Source organism: Hamadaea sp., assembly GCF_013362815.1.
GTDB lineage: Bacteria > Actinomycetota > Actinomycetes > Mycobacteriales > Micromonosporaceae > Hamadaea.
The window spans coordinates 53834-77774 of record NZ_JABFVK010000023.1 but is presented as its reverse complement, the minus strand read 5'-3'; the positions used below and the strand labels follow the sequence as shown (position 1 = coordinate 77774).

Annotated in this window: 22 protein-coding genes; 6 read left to right on the top strand and 16 right to left on the bottom strand. The window is 68.3% G+C overall.

The annotated features are described in order from the left end of the window. Positions 1-7: 7 nt before the first annotated feature. A complete protein-coding gene (locus tag HOV77_RS13510; RefSeq protein WP_290861986.1) occupies positions 8-895 on the top strand; it encodes a hypothetical protein in 888 nt (295 codons plus the stop codon). A 28-nt stretch (positions 896-923) separates the two neighbouring features. Here HOV77_RS13510 and HOV77_RS13505 read toward each other — a convergent pair whose 3' ends face one another. After that, positions 924-2282, bottom strand: coding sequence for a glutamine synthetase family protein (locus HOV77_RS13505; RefSeq protein WP_290861984.1), 1359 nt, complete (start codon positions 2280-2282; stop codon positions 924-926). A gap of 191 nt (positions 2283-2473) precedes the next feature. On the opposite strand from HOV77_RS13505, the gene HOV77_RS13500 reads away from it, so the two are divergent. Beyond that, entirely contained in the window at positions 2474-3688 is a 1215-nt protein-coding gene (locus tag HOV77_RS13500) for a cytochrome P450 (protein WP_290861982.1), read from the top strand. A gap of 15 nt (positions 3689-3703) precedes the next feature. On the opposite strand, the gene HOV77_RS13495 is transcribed toward HOV77_RS13500, so the two are convergent. The 4 genes from HOV77_RS13495 to HOV77_RS13480 form a co-directional block, all read right to left on the bottom strand. Beyond that, positions 3704-4426, bottom strand: coding sequence for a gamma-glutamyl-gamma-aminobutyrate hydrolase family protein (locus HOV77_RS13495; RefSeq protein ID WP_290861980.1), 723 nt, complete (start codon positions 4424-4426; stop codon positions 3704-3706). Between the two features lie 7 nt (positions 4427-4433). Beyond that, positions 4434-5192, bottom strand: coding sequence for a 3-oxoacyl-ACP reductase (locus HOV77_RS13490; protein WP_290861978.1), 759 nt, complete (start codon positions 5190-5192; stop codon positions 4434-4436). Between the two features lie 63 nt (positions 5193-5255). Further along, a complete protein-coding gene (locus HOV77_RS13485) occupies positions 5256-6611 on the bottom strand; it encodes an aldehyde dehydrogenase family protein (RefSeq protein WP_363260189.1) in 1356 nt (451 codons plus the stop codon). A gap of 5 nt (positions 6612-6616) precedes the next feature. Further along, the gene (locus HOV77_RS13480; protein ID WP_290861974.1) at positions 6617-7963 is read right to left on the bottom strand and encodes a glutamine synthetase family protein; all 1347 of its coding nucleotides are present in this window, start codon (positions 7961-7963) and stop codon (positions 6617-6619) included. Between the two features lie 106 nt (positions 7964-8069). Between HOV77_RS13480 and HOV77_RS13475 the strand changes: the two genes are divergently transcribed. Continuing rightward, on the top strand, positions 8070-9242 hold the full coding sequence (locus HOV77_RS13475; protein WP_290861972.1) for an FAD-binding oxidoreductase: 1173 nt from the start codon (positions 8070-8072) through the stop codon (positions 9240-9242). A gap of 261 nt (positions 9243-9503) precedes the next feature. On the opposite strand, the gene HOV77_RS13470 is transcribed toward HOV77_RS13475, so the two are convergent. The 5 genes from HOV77_RS13470 to HOV77_RS13450 form a co-directional block, all read right to left on the bottom strand. After that, positions 9504-10319, bottom strand: a complete 816-nt coding sequence (locus HOV77_RS13470; protein WP_290861970.1) for an ABC-2 family transporter protein — start codon at positions 10317-10319, stop codon at positions 9504-9506. Beyond that, positions 10309-11091, bottom strand: a complete 783-nt coding sequence (locus HOV77_RS13465; RefSeq protein ID WP_290861968.1) for an ABC-2 family transporter protein — start codon at positions 11089-11091, stop codon at positions 10309-10311. Before HOV77_RS13465 ends, HOV77_RS13470 begins: the two co-directional genes overlap by 11 nt. Further along, positions 11088-12107 carry an ATP-binding cassette domain-containing protein gene (locus HOV77_RS13460; RefSeq protein WP_290861966.1) on the bottom strand — a complete coding sequence of 340 codons (1020 nt, stop codon included), beginning with the start codon at positions 12105-12107 and terminating at the stop codon, positions 11088-11090. Before HOV77_RS13460 ends, HOV77_RS13465 begins: the two co-directional genes overlap by 4 nt. Positions 12108-12170: 63 nt before the next feature. Next, positions 12171-12704, bottom strand: a complete 534-nt coding sequence (locus HOV77_RS13455; protein ID WP_290861964.1) for a hypothetical protein — start codon at positions 12702-12704, stop codon at positions 12171-12173. Between the two features lie 125 nt (positions 12705-12829). Next, positions 12830-13666, bottom strand: coding sequence for a DUF4081 domain-containing GNAT family N-acetyltransferase (locus tag HOV77_RS13450; protein WP_290861962.1), 837 nt, complete (start codon positions 13664-13666; stop codon positions 12830-12832). A gap of 221 nt (positions 13667-13887) precedes the next feature. On the opposite strand from HOV77_RS13450, the gene HOV77_RS13445 reads away from it, so the two are divergent. Then, entirely contained in the window at positions 13888-14388 is a 501-nt protein-coding gene (locus HOV77_RS13445; RefSeq protein ID WP_290862048.1) for a PadR family transcriptional regulator, read from the top strand. Between the two features lie 112 nt (positions 14389-14500). Here the strand turns inward: HOV77_RS13445 and ispG are convergent, their stop codons facing one another. From ispG to HOV77_RS13420, 5 genes are all read right to left on the bottom strand, one after another. Continuing rightward, on the bottom strand, positions 14501-15670 hold the full coding sequence (gene ispG, locus HOV77_RS13440; protein ID WP_290861960.1) for a flavodoxin-dependent (E)-4-hydroxy-3-methylbut-2-enyl-diphosphate synthase: 1170 nt from the start codon (positions 15668-15670) through the stop codon (positions 14501-14503). 7 nt (positions 15671-15677) lie between these two features. Continuing rightward, a complete protein-coding gene (locus HOV77_RS13435) occupies positions 15678-16916 on the bottom strand; it encodes a site-2 protease family protein (RefSeq protein WP_290861958.1) in 1239 nt (412 codons plus the stop codon). Further along, positions 16913-18115: a 1-deoxy-D-xylulose-5-phosphate reductoisomerase gene (gene dxr / locus HOV77_RS13430; protein WP_290861957.1), complete on the bottom strand. Its 1203-nt coding sequence runs from the start codon at positions 18113-18115 to the stop codon at positions 16913-16915. Before dxr ends, HOV77_RS13435 begins: the two co-directional genes overlap by 4 nt. Before the next feature lie 24 nt (positions 18116-18139). Next, positions 18140-18697, bottom strand: a complete 558-nt coding sequence (locus tag HOV77_RS13425; protein ID WP_290861955.1) for a GNAT family N-acetyltransferase — start codon at positions 18695-18697, stop codon at positions 18140-18142. Positions 18698-18863: 166 nt separating this feature from the next. After that, positions 18864-21011, bottom strand: coding sequence for an MMPL family transporter (locus HOV77_RS13420; RefSeq protein ID WP_290861953.1), 2148 nt, complete (start codon positions 21009-21011; stop codon positions 18864-18866). Between the two features lie 114 nt (positions 21012-21125). Here HOV77_RS13420 and HOV77_RS13415 point away from each other — a divergent pair, with 114 nt between their 5' ends. Further along, the gene (locus HOV77_RS13415) at positions 21126-21812 is read left to right on the top strand and encodes a TetR/AcrR family transcriptional regulator (protein WP_290861951.1); all 687 of its coding nucleotides are present in this window, start codon (positions 21126-21128) and stop codon (positions 21810-21812) included. Positions 21813-22050: 238 nt separating this feature from the next. Here the strand turns inward: HOV77_RS13415 and HOV77_RS13410 are convergent, their stop codons facing one another. Then, the gene (locus HOV77_RS13410) at positions 22051-23592 is read right to left on the bottom strand and encodes a Rieske 2Fe-2S domain-containing protein (protein ID WP_290861949.1); all 1542 of its coding nucleotides are present in this window, start codon (positions 23590-23592) and stop codon (positions 22051-22053) included. Positions 23593-23716: 124 nt separating this feature from the next. Between HOV77_RS13410 and HOV77_RS13405 the strand changes: the two genes are divergently transcribed. Continuing rightward, positions 23717-23935, top strand: coding sequence for a DUF2631 domain-containing protein (locus HOV77_RS13405; protein ID WP_290861947.1), 219 nt, complete (start codon positions 23717-23719; stop codon positions 23933-23935). Positions 23936-23941: the final 6 nt, after the last annotated feature.

Below are 23941 nucleotides of genomic sequence, written 5' to 3'. Positions count from 1 at the left end.
GGGCACCATGGTGCAGACCAAACCGAAGATCGCTTTGGTGACCGCGCGGGCACACCCGAACGTCAACGTGGACTACGACATGCCGCTTATCCTGCAGGCATTGCGAGACGCCGGCGTGGACGCGTCGGATCCGATCTGGAACGACCCCGAGGTCGACTGGTCGCAGTTCGACCTGGCCATTCTCCGGTCCACCTGGGACTATTCCTGGGACCCGGCCAAGTATCTGGCCTTCGTCGATCACTGTGCCGCGCAGACTCAGCTGCTCAATCCGCCGTCGGTGGTGCATTGGAACGCGGACAAGCACTACGTCCACGCGTTGAGCGCGCACGGCGTACCGGTGATGCCGACGACGTATGTCGCTCCCGGTGAGGCCATCACTCTGCCGGAGTACGCCCAGTTTGTCGTCAAGCCGACGGTCAGCGGTGGCGCCCGGTACGCCGCCCGCTATACCGCGAGCGAACGCGAGCAGGCGCTGGAGCACATCGCGTACCTCCACGACAACGGCACTGTCGCGATGATCCAGCCGTACAACCAGCACATCGACGAGCACGGGGAACGGGCACTGGTCTTCCTCCGGGGGAAGTTCCTGCATGCGATCAGGAAGAACGCGGTCCTGACGGAGGGCACTCGGTTCGACGAGAAGAAGGTGGCCCACCCCAACGTCCGCCCGTGGACCCCGTCGGAAGACGAGTTGTCGGTCGCGCAGCAGGCACTCGCGGTCGCACCGCAGGCGGAAGATCTGCTGTACGCCCGAGTCGACCTGGTGAGCGTCGACGGCCGCGATCCGGTGGTCATGGAGTTGGAGCTCATCGAGCCCAACCTCTTCCTCCGGTTCCACCCCGAGACGATGGCGGCGGTCGTGGACGCCTTCACCAGCGCCGCAGTCGGCCGCTGAACGCTTGTCACCAAGCCGCAGCCGCGAATCAGTAGGTCCACCGGACCCGGTCGAGGATCTCCTCGACCGGCAGGTCGGCGAACCGGGCGGCCTCGGCGCGCCGGACCGAGACGAAGGCTCCCAGCAGCGCGGGTCCCATCGCCTCGACGAGTTCGGCGCAGTCCAGCAGGTGATCCACCGCTGCTGAGACGGTGCCGGGCAGCAACGGGGGGCGAAGCTCTTCGGGCATGGTCTCGGGATCGCGGGTGACCTCGGGGGGCAGCCGCAGCCCCCGTTCGGCGTACGCCGCGGCCAGCGCGGTCACCGCACCGACCACGAGGTAGGGATTGGCCGCCGAATCACACGGCTTGAGCTCGATGTTGGCGGCGTCCCGCTGCTCTCCGGTCGCGCCGGTGATCAGCCGGAGGCCCGCTTCCCGGTTCTCCCGTCCCCAGCAATGCCGGGCACCCGCCCAGCGCCGGGGCACGAGCCGGAGCCGGCTGAGCACCCCCGGCGCGGTCAGCGCGCTCAAGGCTGGGAGACAGGCGAGCAACCCGGCGAGGATGGACTCACCGGCCGGCGTCACGCCATGGGGTCCGCTCCCACCGGCGAACAGATTCGTCTCGCCATTCCAGACCGAGACGTGCAGATGCAGCCCGTTGCCGGCCTGCCCGACCGTGTGCACCGGGGCGAACGAGACCGACAGCCCATGGCGCTGCGAGACGGCCCGGACGGTGTCCCGGACGAGGAGAATCCGGTCGGCCGCGGCGATCGGGTCGGTATGCCCCACAGCCAACTCCAGCTGGCCACTGGCCGACTCGGGATGGAACTGCTCGACCGGTACGCCTTGCGCCTCAAGGCATACGACCAGTTCACGTGCGTAGTCGGCGAGTTCGAGCACCCGTGCCATGGCGTACGCCGAACCAGGCCCGGCCGGGCGGCCGTCCGGTCCGGCCACGAACCACTCCAGTTCGAAGGCCATCTGCAGGGTCAGCCCTTGCTCGGCCGCTCGCCGTACCATGCGCCGGGCGAACAGACGCTGGTCGCCTGCGAAGGGCTCGCCCTCTTGGGTGAACCGGTCGACCGCCGCCCACGCCCAGCCGGACCGAGCCGCGAACGGCGTGACCGTCGCCAGGTCGGGATGGAGACGCACGTCGCCGACCGGCGCCTCGGCTCGCCGGTCCTCGGCGACGGTGTCGTCCACGCCGTAGTAGTCGCGGACGGCGGCGAAGCCGACGCCCCAAGCGGCCGCCTGAGGCAACCGCTGAACCGGAACGGTCTTGGCTCGGGTGACTCCGGCGTTGTCCACCCACGACAGCGCGACCATGTCGACACCGTCGGCCCGCAGACGCTCGGCGAGCCGACGACCGGCGTCCGCCGCTGAAGCCCGGCCCTCGTTGGCCACCACGAATCGATTCTCCCAGTGCGTGGGGTGACATGACGGCGTACATAAGTCCTACGGGCGACGGACGGGCGGGCGGAGTAGGACGGCCACACAGTCGAGCATTGTGATGTCCGTCAATAGTTGGCGGGTCGCCGGGATATCGTGGAAGGCGGTCCTACCAGGACACCTCCATCGATCACCCGAGCGGGGCCACCATGTCGCATCTCGAGGCCGAATCGACGCCTGAGCTGCTGGGCCCGGCCGTGCCCTTCCCGGCCGAGACGCTCTTCGGCGAGCCGGACGAACTGACCCGGCTGCGGGCAACCGATGGCCTGCCCGCCGTCCGGACCGCCACCGGCGACAGCGCCTGGCTCGTCTGCCGGTACGCCGACGTCAAGGCGCTCGCTCGGGACGACGTCGTCGGGCGGGGACATCCCGACCCGTCCTCGGCGGCCCGCCTGTGGGACTCCGCCCTGTTCGAGCCGGAACCAGGCGGGGCGGCCGAATCGGACGACCATGCGCGCTGGCGTCGAGCGGTCAGCCGCCCGTTGAGCATGCCGGCGCTGTCCGCCGGTTACCAGCATCGCATCGACCGAGTCCTCGACCGGCTCCTCGACGAGATCGTGGCCGACGGTCCGCCCGCTGATCTGTGCGTACGCCTCATCCGGCCGTTCGCAGTCGAGGTGATCTTCGACCTGCTCGGCGTGCCGGAGGCGTACCAGCCAGTCCTACTCGCGCTCGGCGACGAGATCCGCCGCCAAGGCGACCGCGGCCGCGCCGTCGAGGCGTACCAGCAGGTCCGGCAGCTGTTTCGCGAGCTCGTCGAGCAGACCGCGGACGATGCCGTCGGAATCATGGCGCACCTGCGGCGTCACCACGACGGCGACGGGCGGCTGACGCCGGACCAGGCCAGCCAGGCCGGCACCTTCCTCTTCCTCGGCGGATACGAGACCGTCGCCACCCGGCTCGCCCACATGCTGCTGTTCCTCCTCGTCCACCCCGGACAAGCCAAGCGCCTACGGGAGGCCCCGGAACAGATTCCCGCCGCGATCGAGGAGATGCTGCGGATGATCGTCCCGGGCGGCGGCTGGGTCCCCCGGTACGCACAACGCGACTTCGCGTACGCCGGATCGCACGTCCAGGCCGGGGACTTGATCGTCTTCGCCATCCAGTCCGCCAACCGCGACGAGCAGGTGTTCCCGGAGGCGGCCACGTTCCTCGCCGACCGTACGCCCAACGCCCACATCGCCTTCGGCTACGGCCCCCGGTTCTGCCTCGGCGCGGCGCTGGCGCGGCTGGAACTGCGAGCCGCGGTCCGGGAGTTCCTGCGGCGTCTTCCGGACGCGCGGCTGGCTGGTCCGGTCGAGGAGATCGAGTTCGAGACCGAGAAGTCGGCAGGCGGCATCCGTCGCCTGCCGATCATCTGGTGAACAGGTGGCAACGAATCAGACCAGGTGAGTGGCCCGGCGATCGCGTACCGCGGAGACCAACGCCTCGAACAGCCGACGATCGTCAGTCGCCTCGGGATGCCATTGGACACCGAGGGCGAACCGGCGGCTGCGATCCTCGGCCGCCTCGATCACGCCGTCGTCCGGGCACCAGCCCACGGGAGTCAGCGTCCCGGGATCGTCGATCGCCTGGTGGTGCAGCGACGGCACCGACAGCAGATCGTGTCCCAGCACCTCGGCGGTCAGCGAACCGGGCTCGAACTTGACGTCGTGCCAGCAGAATTCCTGCTGGATCAGCGGCGACACGCAGTGCCGGGTCGATCCCACGACGTCGGGCAGATGCTGATGGAGCATGCCGCCCGTGGCGACCGCCATGAGCTGCAGACCCCGGCAGACTCCCAGGATCGGCAGGTCACGGGCGAAGGCGCCCCGGGTCAGCAGGAGTTCTCCGGCGTCGCGTACCGGATTGCTGCGGGTCTGCTCGTGCGGCACGGCGCCGTAGTGCTCCGCGCCGACATCGCTGCCGCCGGTGAGCACAAGCGCGTCGAGCTGGTCGAGTACGCCGTCGTCGACGTCGTCCGGGGGCAGCAGGATGGGCCGGCCACCCGCGTCGCGGACCGAGTCGACGTACGCCATGTGCAGCAGCGCCGCCTCGGTCTCGAAGTAGGTCCAGGCCGCCGTGGCGACGTATGTGGTCAATCCGATCAGTGGTCTGCTCATCTGTCTCTCACAGCGGCGTCACGTACGCCCCGGTGATCCCTCCATCTACGATGAACTGCGAAGCGGTGATGAAGGATGCGTCGTCGCCGGCGAGGAAGGCCACCGCCGCCGCGATCTCCTCCGGCTGAGCGAATCTTCCCATCGGGACGTGCACCAAGCGCCGAGCGGCCCGTTCGGGATCCTTGGCGAACAGCTCCAGGAGAAGTGGGGTCGCCACCGGCCCGGGACACAGGGCGTTCACTCGGATGCCCTGCCGGGCGAACTGTACGCCCAGCTCCCTCGTCATCGCGAGGACACCGCCCTTGCTCGCGGTGTACGCGATCTGGCTGGTCGCCGCGCCCATCAGCGCCACGAAGCTGGCCGTGTTGACGATCGATCCCTTGCCCTGCTCCAGCATGATCGGCAACACGTACTTGCAGCCCAGATAGACGCTAGTCGTGTTCACCCGCAGTACGCGTTCCCACGCGGCCAGGCCGGTGTCGAGAATCGAGTCGTCATCCGGCGGGGAGATCCCGGCATTGTGGAAGGCGACGTCGACCCGACCGTGCCGCTCCTTGACCCCGGCGTACAGGGCTTCGACGGCCGCCTCGTCGGCGATGTCGGCCACGACCGCGTTCCCGCCGATCTCGGCGGCGAGCTCGGCCGTGTCGGTGAGGTCGACGGTGACGACGGTGGCTCCCTCGGCCGCCAGGCGACGGGAAGTGGCCAGGCCGATGCCGCTGGCCGCGCCGGTGACGACCGCCACGCGGCCTTCGAATCTGTTCACACACACTCCATCCGGTCGTTGATCATGAACTTTGGGGGCGCGACACACCGTCGACCAGGACCTTTAGTTCATGATCAACGGATCGACGGCGAGGAAGACGGTCTTGGTCTCCGTGAAGGCGAGCGGCGCGTCGGGGCCGAGTTCCCGGCCGAGCCCGGACTGCTTCATCCCGCCGAACGGAGTCCAGTACCGCACGCTGGAGTGCGAGTTCACACTCAGGTTGCCCGTCTGCACCCCGCGTGACACCCGCAGCGCCCGGCCGAGGTCCCGGGTCCAGATCGAACCGGAGAGCCCGTAGTCGGTGTCGTTGGCGAGCCGGATCGCGTCGGCCTCGTCGGCGAACGGCAGGACGCTCAGCACCGGCCCGAAGATCTCCTCCCGCCAGACGCGCGCGCCGGGGCACCCGGCCGCGAGCACCGTGGGGGCGTACCAAAATCCGTCGCCGTCGGGCGCGGAACCCCGGAACAGCACCTCGGCATCCTCCACATAGGAAGACACGCGGGCTCGGTGCGCGGCCGAGATCAGCGGGCCCATCTGGGTGTCCTCGCGATTCGGGTCGCCGACTCGCCAACCGGCGACGGCGGGTTCCAGCAACGCGAGGAATTCGTCGTAGACCTCCTGCTGGACCAGCAACCGCGAACGGGCGCAGCAGTCCTGCCCGGAGTTGTCGAAGACCGATTCGGGCGCGGTCGCGGCGGCTCGTTCGAGGTCGGCGTCGGCGAACACGATGTTGGCCGACTTGCCGCCCAGCTCCAGGGTCACCCGTTTCACCTGATGCGCACAGGTCGCCATGATCTGCTTGCCGACCGCGGTCGACCCGGTGAAGCTGATCTTCGCGACGTCCGGATGCTCGACCAGGCGCGCGCCGGCGACCGGTCCCTCGCCGGGCACCACCGTGAGGACGCCTTCCGGCAGCCCCGCGCGTACGGCCAGGTCAGCGAGGCGCAGCGCGGTGAGCGGGGTGGCTTCGGCCGGTTTGAGCAGCACCGTGTTGCCCGCTGCGAGCGCGGGCGCGAAACTCCACGCGGCGATCGGCATCGGGTAGTTCCACGGGACGATGACTCCGACGACGCCGAGCGGCTCGTGGAAGGTCACCGTCAGCCCGCCGGCCACCGGGATCTGCGCCCCGAGCAGCCGCTCCGGCGCGCCCGCGAAGTAGTTCAGCACGTCCCGGACGTGCTCGGCCTCCCAGCGGGCCAGCGAGATCGGGTGCCCGGCCTCGGCCACGCTCAGTTCGGCCAGCTCGGCTCGGTGCTCATCGACCACGGTCGCGAACCGGCGCAGGAGTTTCGCCCGGTCACCCGGCGACACCGCCGCCCACGCCGGGAACACCGCACGGGCGGCGGCCACGGCGTCGTCCACGCCCTCGATCGGCGTCGGCGTCACCTCGGCCACCGGCAACCCGGTCGCCGGATTCAGGATCTTCACAGTCGCTCGTACCCCCGTCGCAGCTCCCAGTCGGTCACGGCCGCGTCGAACGCCTCGATCTCGACCTCGGCCGCGCGGGCGTAGTGGTCGGCCACCGCCGAACCGAAGAACTCGGGCACCATCGCCGACTCCCGCCACGCCGACAGCGCCTCACGCAGGGTAGCGGGGACACGAGGCGCGCTGCTGTCCGCGTACGCGTTGGCGCTGAATTCGGGCTCGAGCTCAAGCTTGCCGGACAGTCCGTGCCGCGCGGCCGCCACCAGCGCGGCGATCGCGAGATAGGGATTCACGTCCGCGCCCGGCACGCGGTGCTCGACGCGCAGCGACGGACCGTGGCCCACCAGCCGCAACGCGCAGGTGCGGTTGTCGCGGCCCCAGCGCAACGCGGTCGGCGCGAACGAGCCGGGCTGGAATCGCTTGTAGGAGTTGATGTTCGGGGCCAAGAACAGCGACAGGTCGCGGGTGGCGGCCAGCATGCCCGCGAGAACGTGGGCCCCCAGCTGCGACAACGCGCCGTCCGCACCGCTCATCACCGGCTCTCCCCGACTTGTACGCAGAGAGAAGTGCACGTGACAGGAATTGCCCTCGCGCGCGTTCGGCTTGGCCATGAAGGTGATCGAGCAGCCCTCTTGCGCTGCGATCTCCTTCGCGCCGTTCTTGTAGACGGCATGGTTGTCCGCAGTAGTGAGTGCCCGGTCGTAGCGGAAGGCGATCTCGTGCTGCCCGAGATTGCACTCCCCCTTCGCGCTCTCCGGGTAGAGCCCGGCGCCGGCCATCTCCTGCCGGATGCGGCGCAACAGCGGCTCCACCCGGGCGGTGCCGAGCACGGAATAATCCACGTTGTAGCCGTTGGCCGGGGTCAACGCCTGGTAATGCTGCCGTTGGGCATCCTCATAGGACTCCTTGTGGACGACGAACTCCAACTCGGTTCCCACGTACGCGACCAGGCCGTGCTCGGCCTCCAGCAGGTCGAGCTGGCGGCGCAGGATCTGCCGGGGCGACTCGGCGACCGGCTTCCCGTCGAGCCAGGCGAGGTCGGCGAGGACGAGCGCGGTGCCCGGCTGCCACGGCACCCGCCGCAGCGTCTTGAGGTCGGGGACCATCGCGAAGTCGCCGTAGCCCTGCTCCCAGCCGGAGATGGCGTACCCGGAGACGGTGTTCATCTCGACGTCGACGGCGAGCAGATAATTGCAGGCCTCGCTGCCGTGGGCGAGCACTTCATCGAGGAAGAACGGCGCGTAGAGCCGCTTGCCTTGGAGTCGTCCCTGCATGTCGGTCAATGCGAGAAGCACCGTGTCGACGGTCTCGGCCGAGATCGCGACCCGCAACGCCTCGATACTCATCGGTGCCTCGGTCACACGTCAGATCTACCGGTCGGCTGTTCGATCGTCAACAGTCGCACCGCTCGACGTCTGGCGTGTCGGCGTACGCTTTGATAGATCTCTCTGGGTGACGATCGAGACCCGTGCCGTAGTGATCGGGGGCGGCATCGTCGGCTGCTCCGTCGCGTACCACCTGGCGAGTCTGGGGTGGACGGAGATCACCCTGCTCGAACAGCACCAGCTCACCGACGGAACGACGTGGCACTCGGCCGGCTTCGTCACGCCCCTGCGCGGCTCCGACGCGTCCCGCGCACTAGTCCGCTACCTCCCCGATCTCGCCGCCCGGCTCCGCGAAGAGACCGGCCTCGACCCCGGGTGGCGGCCGGTCGGCGGCTTGCGTCTGGCCTCCACCCCGGCCCGGGTCGCCGCCCTGACGGCGCTGGGCGTCGAGCTGCTACCGCCTTCGTCGCTGCCGCCGCCGTTGAACGACAAGGACGTCCAAGCCGTCGGCTGGGTGCCCGAGGAGGGCTTCGTCCGCCCGAAGGACCTCCCGGCCGCGCTCGCCGCTGCCGCGACCGCGCTCGGGGTGACCATCCGGACCGGCGTACGCGTCACCGGGTTGACCGTCGCCTCCCGGCGAATCGCCGGCGTGCGTACGTCGGACGGCGACTTCAAGACCGGCACGGTCGTGCTCGCGGCCGGGGCTGCGTCGGCGTACCTGGGTCATTCCGCCGGGGCGACCGTGCCCGTCGCGCCGGTCAACCACCAGTACGCCGTCACCGCCCCGTTCGATCCCCCGCTCGACCCGGACACCCTGCCGACCGTGCGCGACCCCGATCGCAACCTCTACCTGCGGGGTGCCGGGGGCGGACTGATTCTGGGGGCGTACCCGTCGGCTCCGGTTCCGGCGTGGCCGCTCAACGGAGCGCCGCCACTGGCCGAATCGCGTACGCAGGCCACGCCAGGGCCGCCCGACGAATTGGTGGCCGCCGCCGCCGGCCGCGTCCGCGATCTCCCCGAGATCATCAAGGTGATCTGCGGCCCCGAGGCGTTCACCCCGGACGGCGAACCGCTCGTCGGCCAGACCGACGTCCCCGGGCTCTGGACCGCCGCCGGGATGAGCCTGCACGGCATGGCCCTCGCCGGTGGCGTCGGCAAGGCGCTCGCCGAGCTCATCACGGCTGGCTCGTCCGAAGTGGACGTACGCGCCCTCGACCCGCAGCGGTTCGGCCCGTTCGCCCACAACCGCCACTGGACCACCACCCGCGCGGTGGACGCCTTCGCCCGCCTCCGCTCCTGACCCCGTCAGCGCCCCAGCTGCCTTTACGCGCGGCCTCTTTCCCGCGGCCCCTTCCCGCTAGATCAGGGTTCTGTGTCGAATCATGGACCAAGATTCGACCGCGATCCCTGATCTAGCTCTTTGCCTGTATATCTGCCAAGGGATGAGAGCAGCCGATATTTGGTTCCTGGCAAGGCGCACGCCACCGCCGTTGCCTCGGGGCAACAAGGGGGCAAGCAACGCAGCCAGGGGCCAAATAGCGGCCGCTCTCAGGGCCAAAACCTAATGGCCGGCGCTGTCGTAGCGGCGTAGACCGCGTCGGAAGAGCCAGACGGCGAAGATCCACCACAGCACCGCCACCACCGGCGTGAGGATGCCGAGCCAGGCGTACCCGCCGCGGTCGAGGAGCCACGCAGCCGGGAAGAACCCGGCGAACGCGAACGGAGCCGCCGCCCCGAGCAGGAATCGCAGGCCGAAGCCGTAGATGCCCAGCGGGTACCGGGCCAGTTCGCCCACCTGCCACGCGGTCATGGCGAACATCGGCATCGGCATCCGCAGCCAGAACGACACCGTGTTGGCCACGACGCACATCGCGAGCCGCAGCGCGATGCCGCTGATCATCAGTATCAGCAGGATCAGCACGTTCAGCGGGGTCCAGTGCACGTCGACGCGGGTGAGGGCCCAGGTCAGCATGGCGGCCGACGCCACGAGGTCGCCGACCCCGTTGAAGCCCACCCAGGCGCTCATGACCTGCATCAACGGCGGGGCCGGCCGGGTCAGCGCGTAGTCGAGCTGGCCATTGTGGATGAAAGAGGCGAGCTGCCAGATCCCGTCCGAGAGCACCGGAACGATCCCGGAGCTGACCCCGGCGAGCCCGTAGATCAGCACCATCTCCGGGTACGACCAGCCGTTGAGGTGTGGCACTCGGGACATGACGACGCTGAGGAAGACGAGCCCGAGGGACTGGGTGACGATCCCGGCCGCGATGAGGATCCAGAAGTCGGCGACGTACTCCAGCACCGCCCGGACGACCGCGCCCAGGCTACGGCGATAGAGCCGGGCGTTGCGGCGTACCGCGAAGAGGGTTTCAGCCACCATGAACGGTCACCTGCCGGGAGGCCGCGCGGAACGCCACGCGGGCGAGGAACCAGAGGGCCACCACCCAGAACGCCTGCACCCCGATCAGCAGGTACGCCGTCGGCGTCGACACCTTGCCGAGGTAGATCAGCGCGGGGGTGGAGGTGAGGCTCGCGAACGGCAGCACCGCCGCGGTCGTCTGCAACCAGGTCGGCATGAGCGACAGCGGGACCAGCGAACCGGAGAGCACCGCTCCGACGGCGTTGCGAGCCCAGGAGACACCGTGGAAGTTCTGCGTCCAGAAGACGAGCTGCGTCGTGAGGAACGCGATGCAGAAGCGGATCGGCATCACGAACACCAGGCTCAGCATCAGCAGCGGGATGTTGCTCGGGCCCGGCATCGGCCCGGCGACCAGCACGAACCCGGCACCTACCGTGACGATCATGATGAGCTCCATCGGCAGCCCGCCCAGGGTCTGCGCGAACATCATCTTCTGGGTCTCGATCGGCTTCACCAGGTCGAGCGCCACCTGGCCGTCGCGGATGCGGTTGGCCAGCACCCACTCGCCGATCGCGTTGCCGAGCCACCCGGTCACATACCCCATCAACAGGTACGCCTTCATCTCCGGCAGGGTGAACCCGCCGATGCTGCCACCGTTGGACAGCAGTGCGCTCCACAACGCGACGGTCGCGACAAGCTGGAAACACGCCGCGACGGCCGCCATCAGGAATGCCGTCCGGAAGGCGAACGTGCTCTGCATCGAGTTGCGGGCCATCGTCCGGTACGGCTTCACGGCGTACTCCCCTCGGCGAGCAGGAGTTCACCGGCGTACACCTTGCGGACGACGTCTTCGATCGCGGGCTCGTCAATCTTCACTTCGAGCACTTCGGCGATCTGGGCGACGCCGGCCAGGACGGCCCCTGCGGTGAGCTCGGCCTTGTCGAAGGCGATCGTGAACTCGCGGCGGCCTTCTGCCCCGGCGGTTACGGTGGCCTGCGGAAACCGGTCCGCCAGCTCGGTGACGGTCAGCTCCGAGCCCAATTGCAGATGCACCCGGCGCTCGCGGGCGTACCGGTCCTTCACCTGGGCCAGCGAGCCGTCGTAGATGACCCGGCCGCCGTCGATGATGACGATGCGTTCGCAGGTGTCCTCGATGTCGCCGAGGTCGTGCGTCGTCAGCATGATGGTGGTTCCCTCCGCCTTCAGCTGGCGGAGGAACTCGCGTACGCGGTCCTTGACGGCGATGTCGAGGCCGATGGTGGGTTCGTCGAGGAAGACGATCCGCGGATCGTGCAGCAGCGCACAGGCTAGATCGGCGCGCATCCGCTGGCCGAGGGACAGCTTGCGGGCCACCACCGGTAGCAACTCGTCCAGGCCGAGCACTTCGTCGAAACGCTTCAACTGAGCACGGAAACGATCCGGGCTGAGGTCGTACATGTCCCGGAGGAGAGCCAGCGATTCCCGGACGGGCAGGTCCCACCACAACTGCGTACGCTGGCCGAACAGCACGCCGATCTGCCGGGAGTTGGCGACCCGGTTGCGGTGCGGGACCAGGCCCCCGATGCGTACTTCGCCGCTGGTCGGCTCGACGATGCCGGTGAGCAGCTTGATCGTCGTGGACTTGCCGGCGCCGTTGGGCCCCACGTACGCGACGGCCTCACCGGCCTCAATGGACAGATCGACTCCGCCGACCGCCGTCTTGGTGCTGTACTTGCGCTGGAACAGATGCTTGAACGAACCGCGCAACCCGGGATCTTTCTCGGGCCGGCGGAAGGTCTTGGTCAGATCATGAGCTTCGAGCAGCGCCACCCGAGGATGTTCCCACCGGTTCCCGACCAGCCCAACCGGTTTTATGGGAGCGCTTCATCACAGCTACCCGTCGGTGGGGACGGCCTTCGCCGGGTCGGCCTTCGCAGGTTCGGCGGCTGGGCCCTTGGTCGCCACCGTCGTGCCCAGTTTCTCCCAGACCAGCCCGATCTGCCGGGCGATCGCGCAGACGACGGCGGGGACTACCGGCAGCAGCCAGTCGTAGAGCCAGCCCTCGGGACTCAGGTTGATGACGAGGACGGCGGCCGCGGCGCTGCCGACGCCCATCACGAGACCACGCCAGGCCGCCCGGCCGGTGTGCCCGATCGCCGCCCGGCGAGCGGCCTTGTCCACCATGCCGGGAAAGCCGGCGAGAGCCTTGGAGTCACGACGGCCGAAGTTGAAGCCGGCCATCGCCAGAGTGGCCGAGGTGCCGATGACGACTGCGGTCACGCTGTTGTGGGTCATCAGCATCAACAGGGCGGCTACGACAACGCCGACACCTAGCGACACTGCGGCGCGGATCCATTCCTGCTTCTCTCCGGGGTACCAGTAGTACTTTGTGGTGCTGTCGGAGAGCTTCTTCTCGATCCGCCCCATCGGGCCCACACACCTCTGCGCCAGTAACCTGCTTGCCCCTCTATCGTTGCGCAACGTAGTCGCTCATATGCGGAAAGTAACGAAATGCGCGGGCATCGGCGTGCCGCGATTCGATCCCGGCCGTCTCAGAACAGGACCGTCGCCAGCTCCGCGACCTGCTGAAACCCACAACTCTTGTACGCACGCCGGGCGGGCACGTTGTAATCGTTGACGTAGAGGCTCACGGTCGGGGCGACCCGGCGCAGCGCGTCGTTGACGACTGCCGCCATACCGGCGGTCGCGATGCCCCGCCCCCGCCACTTCGGATCCACCCAGACGCCCTGCACTTGAGCGGTATGCGGAGTGATGACCGCCAGGTCCGCCTTGAACACCACCCGGCCGTCGACGATCTTGGCGTACGCCCGGCCGGATTTGACGAGGTCGGCGACCCGCTGTCGGTAGCCCCGGCCACCGTCCAACGGAGAAACCCCGACCTCCTCTGTGTACATGGCGACCGCCGCTGGGAAGAGGACGTCTATCTCGTCCGCCCGCATAAGGCGTACCCCTGGATCGGCTGGAACCGGCGCGGGACCGGAAGCGACCAGCAGCGGCTGCACCGCGCGGACGTCGCGAGCCCGCCCCCACCGGGGCGTGAGCCGATCCCAGAGGTCGATGACCTGGTCGCGCTGGCCGACGATGCTGGTGCAGGTACGCCCGAAGCGCCCGAGCACGTCAGCGAACGCGACGATCGCGTCGCTCGTGGCGGCGACCGGCGTGAGTTGAGTGCCCAGCCAGCAGATCGATTCGAGCCGGCCGCGCGGACCGTAACCGTAGATGCGGCCGTCGGAGCGCCACCAGCCGAGCCCGCGCGCGGCGATCCGCTCCCAGACCTGAGCAGCGATGTAGGGGTCCGAGGTGAGCAGCCGCTCTATCTCCGGTCTCTCGGCTTCGCCGAGCTGCCGGACCGCCGACTTCGTGAGCACGCCCTCCAGCCTGCCAGAACACGAAGGTTCGCGCGACCACTTGCGGGCGATCAGTTTCCGATATATCGTTAACGCATCGGTGATAGAACTACGATAGGAGAACCGAGATGAGGAACCGCATCCCTCGAGAACTGCGCGAACGACTTCGCGAAGCGCATCACGCGCACCATGACCATGAGCACCGGCAGTTCGCCTTCGGCGGCCGGCCGGGCTTCCCGCCCATGCCGGGCTTCGGCCCCGGATTCGGGCCGGGACCGCACGGTCGCCGCGGCGGCGGTCGAGGCCGAGGACGCCGTGGCAACGTCCGCGCCGCGATCCTGGGCCTGCTCGCCGAGCGTCCCATGCACGGCTACGAGATGATCTCCGAGCTGGAGACCCGCACCGGCGGCGTCTGGCGGCCGTCACCGGGCTCGGTGTACCCGACCCTGCAGCTGCTGGAAGACGAAGGCCTGGTCGAGGTCACCGAATCGGGCGGCCGCAAGAGCTACGCCCTGACCGAGGCGGGCCGCACCGCGGCCGAGGCCGAGACCAACCGCGCCCCGTGGCAGGAGTTCACGGCCGACGAGGTCAGCGAGGCTCAGGACTTCCGTCAGGCCGGATTCGGGATCATGCAGGCCCTGCACCAGGTGGGTGCCACCGGTACGCCGGAGCAGCGCGCCCGCGCCCTGGAGATCCTCAACGAGACGCGCCGGAAGCTCTACGCGATCCTCGCGGAGGAGTAAGCCCGACGCGAAGAACCCCGCTCGAGTGGAGCGGGGTTCTTCGCTGAGTGTCATGATCATCGGAGTTTTCGCGGTGCTATGACCCCACGATCTCTCCGCTGATCATGGGACGTCAGTGGACGGAAACTACCGGTCCGGCGAGTTCGCGGAGCTCGTCGGGGAGCTCGACGCCCATCTGGACGGAGAGCTTCAGCGCCTCCTCCACCAGGGTCTCGACGATCTGCGACTCGGGCACGGTCTTGATGACCTCACCCTTGACGAAGATCTGGCCCTTGCCGTTGCCGGAGGCGACTCCGAGGTCGGCCTCGCGAGCCTCCCCCGGGCCGTTCACGACGCAGCCCATGACGGCGACGCGCAGCGGAGCCGGGAAGCCCTCGAGAGCTGCGGTGACCTGCTCGGCCAGGGTGTACACGTCGACCTGGGCGCGGCCGCAGGACGGGCAGGAGACGATCTCCAGACCGCGCTCCTTCAGCCCCAGCGACTCCAGGATGGCGTGGCCGACCTTGACTTCCTCGACCGGCGGGGCCGAGAGCGAGACCCGGATCGTGTCACCGACCCCTTCGGCGAGCAGCGCGCCGAAGGCGACCGCCGACTTGATCGTGCCCTGGAACGCCGGTCCGGCCTCGGTCACGCCGAGGTGCAGCGGATAGTCGCACTGCTCCGCCAGCTGCCGGTACGCCCGGATCATGACGACCGGGTCGTTGTGCTTCACACTGATCTTGATGTCCCGGAAGCCGTGCTCCTCGAACAGCGAGCACTCCCACAGCGCGCTTTCGACCAGGGCCTCGGCGGTGGCTTTGCCGTACTTCTCGAGCAGCCGCTTGTCGAGGGAGCCCGCGTTCACGCCGATCCGGATCGGCACGCCCGCGTCGGAGGCCGCCTTGGCGATCTCCTTCACCTTGTCGTCGAACTGACGGATGTTGCCCGGGTTCACGCGTACGGCGGCGCAGCCCGCGTCGATCGCGGCGAACACGTATTTGGGCTGGAAGTGGATGTCGGCGATGACCGGGATCTGCGACTTCTTGGCGATCGCGGGGAGCGCCTCGACGTCGTCCTGGCTGGGCACCGCGACCCGGACGATCTGGCAGCCGCTCGTCGTGAGCTGGGCGATCTGCTGCAGGGTGGCGTTGACGTCGGCGGTCAGCGTGGTCGTCATGGACTGCACGCTGACCGGCGCGCCACCGCCGACCGGCACCGAACCGACCATGATCTGACGGCTCTGGCGACGGGGAGCTAGGGCGGGCGGAGGAGTTGCCGGCATACCGAGGTTGATCGCGGTCACAGCTCTCTCACTTGAAGATCGTGATGGGATTGACGACGTCAGCGGTGACGGTCAGCAGGGTGAACGCACCGAACACCAAGATTACGGCGTACGTCAGGGGCATCAGCTTGTAGTAGTCCACGCGACCTGGGTCACGCTTGCCGAGCCGCGCGTACAGCCACGACCGCGCGCGCTCGAACCAGGCGATCGCGATGTGGCCGCCGTCCAGCGGGAGCAGCGGCAACAAGTTGAAGACGCCGACGAAGAAGTTCAGCCCCGCGATGATCAGCAGGGCGATCTCCCAGAACCCGCGTTCGATCGCTTCGCCGGTGAGCCGGCTCGCACCGACCACGCTGACCGGGCTGTCGGCGTCGCGCTGACCGCCCCCGATCGCGTCGATCAGGCCGGGGATCTTGTTGGGCAGGTTCTTGATCGAGGTCACGACGCCGGTCGCGGCGGCCTTCATCTGGTCGCCGGCCACCGGCAGGGCCTCGATGGCGTTGTACTCGACGGTCTTGGGCTTGCTGGGGTCGTAGCCGACTCCGACGCCGATCGCGGCGACCTTCTTGACTTCGCCGTTGTCGTCGTCGATCGGCGGCCGCTGGGCCTCGGCCGGGGTCACCGTGGTGGTGTGGGTCTGCCCGTCACGGACATAGGTGAACTGCGTCGGCGTACCCGGAGCGAGCGCCCGGATGGCCGTGACCAGATCGCCGTACTTGGTGATCGTCGTCGTGCCGACCTGGGTCACCAAGTCGCCGTCCTGCAGCCCGGCCGCCTTCGCCGGGCCGTCGGTCGTGGTGCACGGCGTGTTCAGATCCTTCTGCACGCACGGCGCCACCGTGAGGTACGCCGGCGAGGCGGTCTGGTCCGCCACGTTCGGCCCGGGGTTGTCGGGGTTGGCCAGGGCGAAGTTCGCCGCGACGAACCAGAAGATCAGGAACGCCAGGATGAAGTGCACCACTGAGCCGGCGACCATGACGATGGTCCGCTTCCAGACCGGGTAACGCCACATCGCCCGCGGGTCGTCGGCATCCTCCTCCTGCGGAGTCATTCCGGTGATCTTGACGAAGCCGCCCAGCGGGATGCCCTTGATCCCGTACTCGGTCTCGCCCTTCTTGAACGACCACAGGGTCGGGCCGAAGCCGATGAAGTAGCGGGTGACCTTCATCCCGAACATCTTGGCGGTCAACATGTGCCCGGCCTCGTGCAACGAGACCGAGACCAGGATGGCCAAGGCGCCGAGGGCGATCCCCAGAATCAGCATCAAGAACCCTTCCCGACGATCAGCTCGGTCGCCCGAGTGCGTGCCCACTCCTCGGCGGCGAGCACGTCCTCGACGGTACCCGGTTCGTCGAGTTCCGGTGCGTCGGCGAGGACCTCGGCGACCGTGTCCACGATCGCCAAGAATGGCAGTCGTCCCTGTGAGAAGGCTGCGACGCACTCCTCGTTCGCCGCGTTGAAGATCGCCGGCCGGCAGCGGCCGGTGCGGCCGGCCTGCTTGGCCAGCTCGATCGCGGGGAAGGCCTCGGTGTCGAGGGGCCGGAACTCCCAGTTGTGGGCCATCGTCCAGTCCACCGGCGCGGCCGCTCCAGCGACTCGACGCGGCCAGTCGAGGGCCAGCGCGATCGGCAGGTGCATGTCCGGCGGGCTCGCCTGGGCGATGGTCGAGCCGTCCGCGTACTCGACGAGGGAGTGGATCACCGACTGCGGGTGGACCGTGACCTCGATGTCGTCGTAGCTCACGTCGAACAACTCGTGCGCCTCGATCACTTCGAGCGCCTTGTTCACCAGGGTCGCCGAGTTGATCGTGACGACCGGTCCCATGTCCCAGGTGGGGTGCTTGAGCGCCTCTTCATAGGTGACGCCGGCCAGCTCGGTGCGCCGGCGGTCGCGGAACGCGCCCCCGCTCGCCGTGAGGATCAGCTTGCGGACCTCGGCCCGGTCACCCGCCAGCAGGCACTGGGCCAGCGCGGAATGCTCGCTGTCCACGGGCACGATCTGCCCCTTCGCGGCTACCGCACGCACGAGGGGCCCACCAGCTACGAGCGACTCCTTGTTAGCCAGCGCGAGTACGCGACCAGCCCGCAGAGCGGCCAGCGTCGGAGCGAGTCCCAGCGAACCCACGACCCCGTTGAGCACGACGTCGGCGGGCCATTCGGCCAGCTCGGCCATGGCCTGCGGACCGGCGAGGATCTTCGGGATCTTGAACTCACCGGTGGCGTACCCCCGGCGGGCGGCCTCGGCGTAGAAGGCGAGCTGCAGATCTTGAACGGCGCTGGCCTTGGCGACCCCGACGACGTCGACCTCGAGCGACAGCGCCTGCGCGGCCAGCAACTCCACGTTGCCGCCTCCTGCGCCGATCCCGACCACCCGGAACCGATCCGGGTTCGCCCGGACGATGTCGATCGCCTGCGTACCGATCGATCCGGTCGAGCCGAGCAGGACGATGGCGCGGGGTTCGCTCACAAGCACGAGTCTACCCGTTCAAGATCAATTCGATGCGGCCCGCTGCCTCGGCAGAGTGACGTAACACTGCGCTTCCCGGCCGTACCAGCGAGTAGTCAATCCTCGGGGGGACATGCCCAGCCGCTGCATGACGGCGATCGATCGCTCGTTCGTGGGGTACGCCACCGCGTACACCTCGGGCACCTCGTAGCGGCCGAACGCGAGTTCCAGTGCGCCGCGGGCGGCCTCGGTCGCGTACCCGTGCCCCCAGGAGTCGGGATGGAGGTGCCAGCCGACCTCGATCTCGCCCCGGCCCTCGCTCCCGTCGGACGGCTCCGGGAGCGGCCCGAGCAGCACCGTTCCGGCCACGATCCCGCTCGCCTTGATCTCCATCGCCCACGGGCCGTACTTGTGCTCGTTCTTCTCGTAGCGGGCCTGCCAACGAGTCATGACCGTACGCGCCTCGTCCGGGCTCTTGAGCGGTTCTTCCATCCCGATCCAGCGGGTGACCTCGTCGTGCCGGTAGATCTCGAAGACCCGGTCGAGATCGTCGGGGGTGTCGCGCCACTCACGGACGATCAGGCGCTCGGTCTCGAAAATCACCCGACAACGGTAACGCCCGTCCCCGCACCCCGTTGATCATGAACCCAGGGTCCCACCCGGCGGCGTGTCGGCGCACCCTCGGTCGTGATCAACGCGGCGCCGCCGCGTGGTTGATCACGGCCAAAGAGGGTGCGACACGCCATCAAAGGGGACCCTGGGTTCATGATCAACGGGTCAGGACGGTTTCGCGGGTGCCGGTGGGATCGGGGGTGGCCGCGGCGGCGTCGTGTTTGATGCCGAACCGCCGGTAGACCGCCCCCAGCGGACCGGGCGCCCACCAGTTGAACCGGCCGAGCAGCCGCATCGTCGCCGGTACCAGGATCATCCGGACCAGCGTCGCGTCGACGAGGATCGCGACGAGCATGCCGACGCCCATCATCTTCACGAAGGCCATCTCGCCGGTGGCGAACCCGCCGACCACGATCGCCAGCAGCAGCGCGGCCGCGGTGATGATCCCGCCCGTGTGCTGTACGCCCCGCGCCACCGCCCGAGTGTTGTCGCCGGTGGCGTCCCACTCCTCCCGGATGCGGGAGAGCAGGAACACCTCGTAGTCGGTGGCCAGCCCGAACAGGATGACCAGGATGAGCACGAGGTTGGTCGGATCGAGGAAGCCGGTGCTGGTGAAGCCCATGGCCCCGGCCAGGTGGCCCTCCTGGAAGCCCCAGACGATCACGCCGAAGCTCGCGCCGATGGAGATCAGGTTCATCACCACCGCCTTGATCGGCAGCACCACCGAGCCGAAGGCCAGGAACAGCAGCAGGAACGTCGCACCCGCCATGACCAACGCCGCCCAGGGCAGTCGCTCGCCGAGGCTGTCGAGCAGGTCGAGATCCATCGCGGCGCGCCCCGACACCTGGGTATGCGTACCGGCCGGGGGCGGGAGGTCGCGCAGATCCCGGACGATGTCCCGGGTGGCCGCCTCGGACGGGTCGCCGTCGTAGTCGACCGTGATCAAGGTGACCCCGTCCTTGGTCGCCACGACGTTCGCGCCGGTCACTCCGTCGACCGCCCGGATCTGGTCCACATAGGAGCTCGGTGCGTCGCCAGTCGCCAGGATCTGAATCGGGTAATCCGTGGTGGCGCCGGTGAAGCCCGAGTCGAGCCGGTCGTTCACCGTGCGTACGGTCGAATCCGGGGGCAGCAGCCGCTCGTCGAACCCGCCGAAGTTGATGCGCAGCGCCGGCAACGCGATGGTGATGAGGACCGCGGCCACGGCGACGGCGTACGCCACCGGCCGCTTCATCACACTGTGCGCCAACCGGCCCCAGGTTCCCCGTTCCTCACTCGCGGATTCGGTCGCTGCTTTACGCGTACCAAATCGGAGACGACCCGCGTTGATGCGCGGACCGAGGAGCGCGAGAAACGCGGGCAGGACGGTGAGGGACGCGAGCATGGCGACGCCCACGGCCGCCATCCCCCCGAAGCCCATGGACCGCAGGAAGACCTGGGGGAACACGAGCAGTGAGGAAAGCGCGAGCACGATGGTGAGGCCCGAGACCAGGACGGTGCGCCCAGCGGTCTGGAGGGTACGCGTGATCGCGGCGGGTGTGTCGAGCCCGGCGGCGAGCTCTTCACGGAAGCGGCTGACGATGAACAACGCGTAGTCGATCGCCATGCCGAGACCGAGGATGGTGATGATGTTGATCGCGAAGACCGAGACGTCGGTGGCGTAAGTGATGAGCCGGACCGCGGCGAATGCGCCGAGCGTGGCGATCACCCCGACGATCAGCGGCGTGACGGCGGCGACCAGCCCTCGGAAGATGAACAGCAGCAACAGCAACAGAATCGGCATCGAGATGGTCTCGGCGAAGGCGATGTCCTCACTGGTCTGCGCGTTGACCGACTTGAGGAACGCGATCGCACCGCCGACCTCGGTGGTCACCCCGGGCACGTCGAGCGACGGCCGCAGATCGTCGTAGATCTCGCGCTTGGCGTCCTGATCGTCGCCGTGCAGACGGATCGCGGCATAGGTGGAGTGGCCGTCGGTCGAGGTCATCCGGCTCGGGTCCCACATGACCTCGGACACCTCGGGATTCGCCTTCAGGTTGGTCAGCGTGCTCGTGACCGCGGCGGAGTAGTCCGAGATCTGCTTGCCGTCCGGCGCGGTGTAGAGCGCGATCAGATCGATGCTCTGGTCCCCGAAGACTTCTTTGATCTTGACGGTGGCCTGGTAGGACTCACTCGCCCGATTCTCGAAACCACTGCCGGTGAGCTTGCTGAAGACGCCGGTGCCCCAGACCGCGCTGACGATCACCACGCCGATTGCGACGAGCAGGACAGGCCAGCGGAATCGCTGGATGAACCTTCCCCACATCGCGTACCTCCCCCTTCGCTCCAGCTTGCGTTAAGCTGTGAGCGCTGCTTATTAGAGTTAACGCCGTTTACTTTGCCAACGCCGTTAACTCGTGTCAAGGGGAACGGGTGTCACATGGCGACGAACCGCCGGGAACGACAGCGGGAAGCCACGAAGACGGAGATCCGCGACGCGGCGCGGGCCCAGCTCACGGCGGGCGGACCGAACTCGATCTCACTGCGCGCGATCGCGCGTGACATGGGTCTCACCGCCGCCGCCCTCTACCGGTACTACGACAGCCTCGACGCGCTCGTCGAAGACCTCTGCGCCGACCGCTACGACGCGCTCACCACGGAGGTCCTAGCCGCCCGGGAGAACGGCGCCACTCCCCTCGACCAGCTCCGCGAGGCGTGCCGCGCCTACCGCCGTTGGGCCCTGCGCAATCCCCACGAGTACGCCCTGATCTGCGGTGAGCCGGTCATCGGCACGGTGCACGACCACGTCGAATCGAACCCCAAGGGCGACGCCGCCATGCGGTTCACCCTGGCCTTCCTCGAACCCTTCACCGCCGTCTGGCATGCCCGCACCACGCCACCGCAGCCGCTCGTCCCCGGGGTGGCCGAGGCCCTCAGCGGGCCGAACGTCGAGACGCTCCGGCAGGCGCTGCCGATCGAGGGCGTGGCCTTCTTCCTCATCGGCTGGACCCGGCTGTCCGGCGCGATCACGATGGAGATCTTCGGGCACCTTCGGTGGGCCACCGACGACACCGAGCCGCTGTTCGAGCAGAACCTCGAGGACATGCTTCGCCAGCTCACCCTGTGACGCTCGGCGGACTCGGCGACCGCCGACGCGGCAAGATCATCGCGTTATCCCGGGATAACGCGGCTTTGGCGCGCAGAATAGCGACGTTATCCCCGGATAACGCGCGGCCCCAGCGGGCAGCGGGACGCGGACCGTGAGTGGGACAAGCGCGGACCTGGCAGGCCGGGACGCCGCCAAGGCGGCCCGGCCGGTGCCCGACGGGAGCAGCGGTCCGCACCGACGCGGACCCGGGAAATGACTATTCCGCGCGTGAAGAGCGAATCTCGTGGCCCACGCTGGTGAGGCACTTGCCGCTGGCGAGGTTGAACTTCCAGCCGTGGAGCTGGCAGGTGAGCACGTCGCCTTCGACGATGCCGAAGCGGGTGAGATCGGCCTTGAGGTGGGGGCAACGGCGCTGGAACTGCCAGCCGCCCATCACGATGTCCTCGGCGTCCGGACGCTGGGACTCGTACCAGCCCTCCGCGTACTGCAGGCGCTCCTCGGACAGGCACTTGAAGAAGGCGTAGACGAACTCGTTGTACTGCCCGATCCGGGCGGCCGAGAAGCGGCAGGAGAGGAACAGCGAGTTCACCCAGTCGCCTTCATCGAGGTAGAGCAGGTGCTCGATGAGACGGCGCTCGGTCTTGAACCGGTAGCGGACCTTCTCGTCGGCGGCCGGGCGGACCTCTTTGCCCGGGAAGTCGACGACGATCGACTCGATGACTTCGCCGTGCGGGTCGGTGAGGTCGAAGCGGACCGGCCCGCCGACGCCCTTGGCCAGGTAGACCGACTCGTCGAGCAGTGGCTCGATGCGATCCTTCATCCCCGCCAGCACGTCGATCTCGGGATGCGACCAGCTCGCCTTCTCCCGATCGAGGACGATCTGCTGCCGGTCCCGGTACGCCTTGAGGTGCGCTTCCTTCTGCTCGAAGAACTCGTCCAGATCGTCGACGGGGTGCGTCGTCGCACACGAGTCGGTCGTCAGCTCGCTCACCGAACCGGGGAGTAGAACGACACCATTTGTTCCGCCTACCGCAGCATATTCGCGGATGAAGACGGACTGGTCCGGGAAGATGTTCCCCTCGTCCCCGAAGATGTCGTTGAACTGCCACAACTCGTCGTCGAGGAAGCACGGCGGGCCGGCGATCGGGAAGACCCAGTCGGCGTGGAGGTCGTTGATGTATCGCCAGGTGCGGTCGAACTGGCGATCACGCTTCTGCTTGCCGAACGCGGTCTTCGCCGCCTGGGGCAGCTCGTAGACCATGGGGTACCAGATCGCCCCGGAGAACTGGAGCATGTGCGCGTGCACGTGGCCCAATTCGGCGAACCGAGTGAGGTCGGTCGGACGCGCGTCGTTCTGGTTCAAGACGCGTACGCCGTCGTGCTCGACCCACAGCGAGGAGTCTCCGATCGGGCCGTCGGTCGGCGAGATCAGCGCCTGGATCATCACCTTGAGCCCGCCGTCGAGTTCGTGCACCTCGTCGGACTTGGTCTTCAGGAAGCTGGTGAAGCCGAGGTCGCGCAGCTCGTCCTCGAGCTGACTGGTCGGGTACTCCGGCAACAGCACGGTGGCGGTCTTCTTGACGAACCGCTTGAGGTGCGCCGCGTCGAAGTGGTCCCGGTGCAGGTGGGAGACGTAGAGGTAGTCGCAGTCGCCGAGGGACTCCCAGTCGAGCTGCGAATTGTCGGGGAACGGGAACCACGAGGCGAAGTACGCCGGATTCACCCACGGATCGCACAGGATGCTGCCGGCCGCCGTGTCGATCCGCATACTCGCGTGCCCCGTGCCCGTGATCCGCACCGGTCCCGTCTCCCTCAGCTCGTCGTCAGGGCCCGCCGACAGGCCCCTTTCCCCGCCCCGAGGCTACCGGACGCGCGGAGCATGCCAGACTAAGCACGTCAGCTTCGCTTGGAAGGACCGAACAGTGGCTGGAACCGAACCGGTGACCTCCCCCGATCAGCACAAGCCCACGCCGGTCAAGGCCGCGCGGATCGCGGGCGTGCTCTCGATCATCGTCTTGCTGCTGATGACCATCGGCAACCACGAAGGCCGCGTCGAGGACCTCTTCCTCGTCGCGACCGCCGGCATCATCGCGGCGCTGATCATCATCGACGCCGTGCTGCGGCGGAACGGCTTGCGCTGAGGGCTC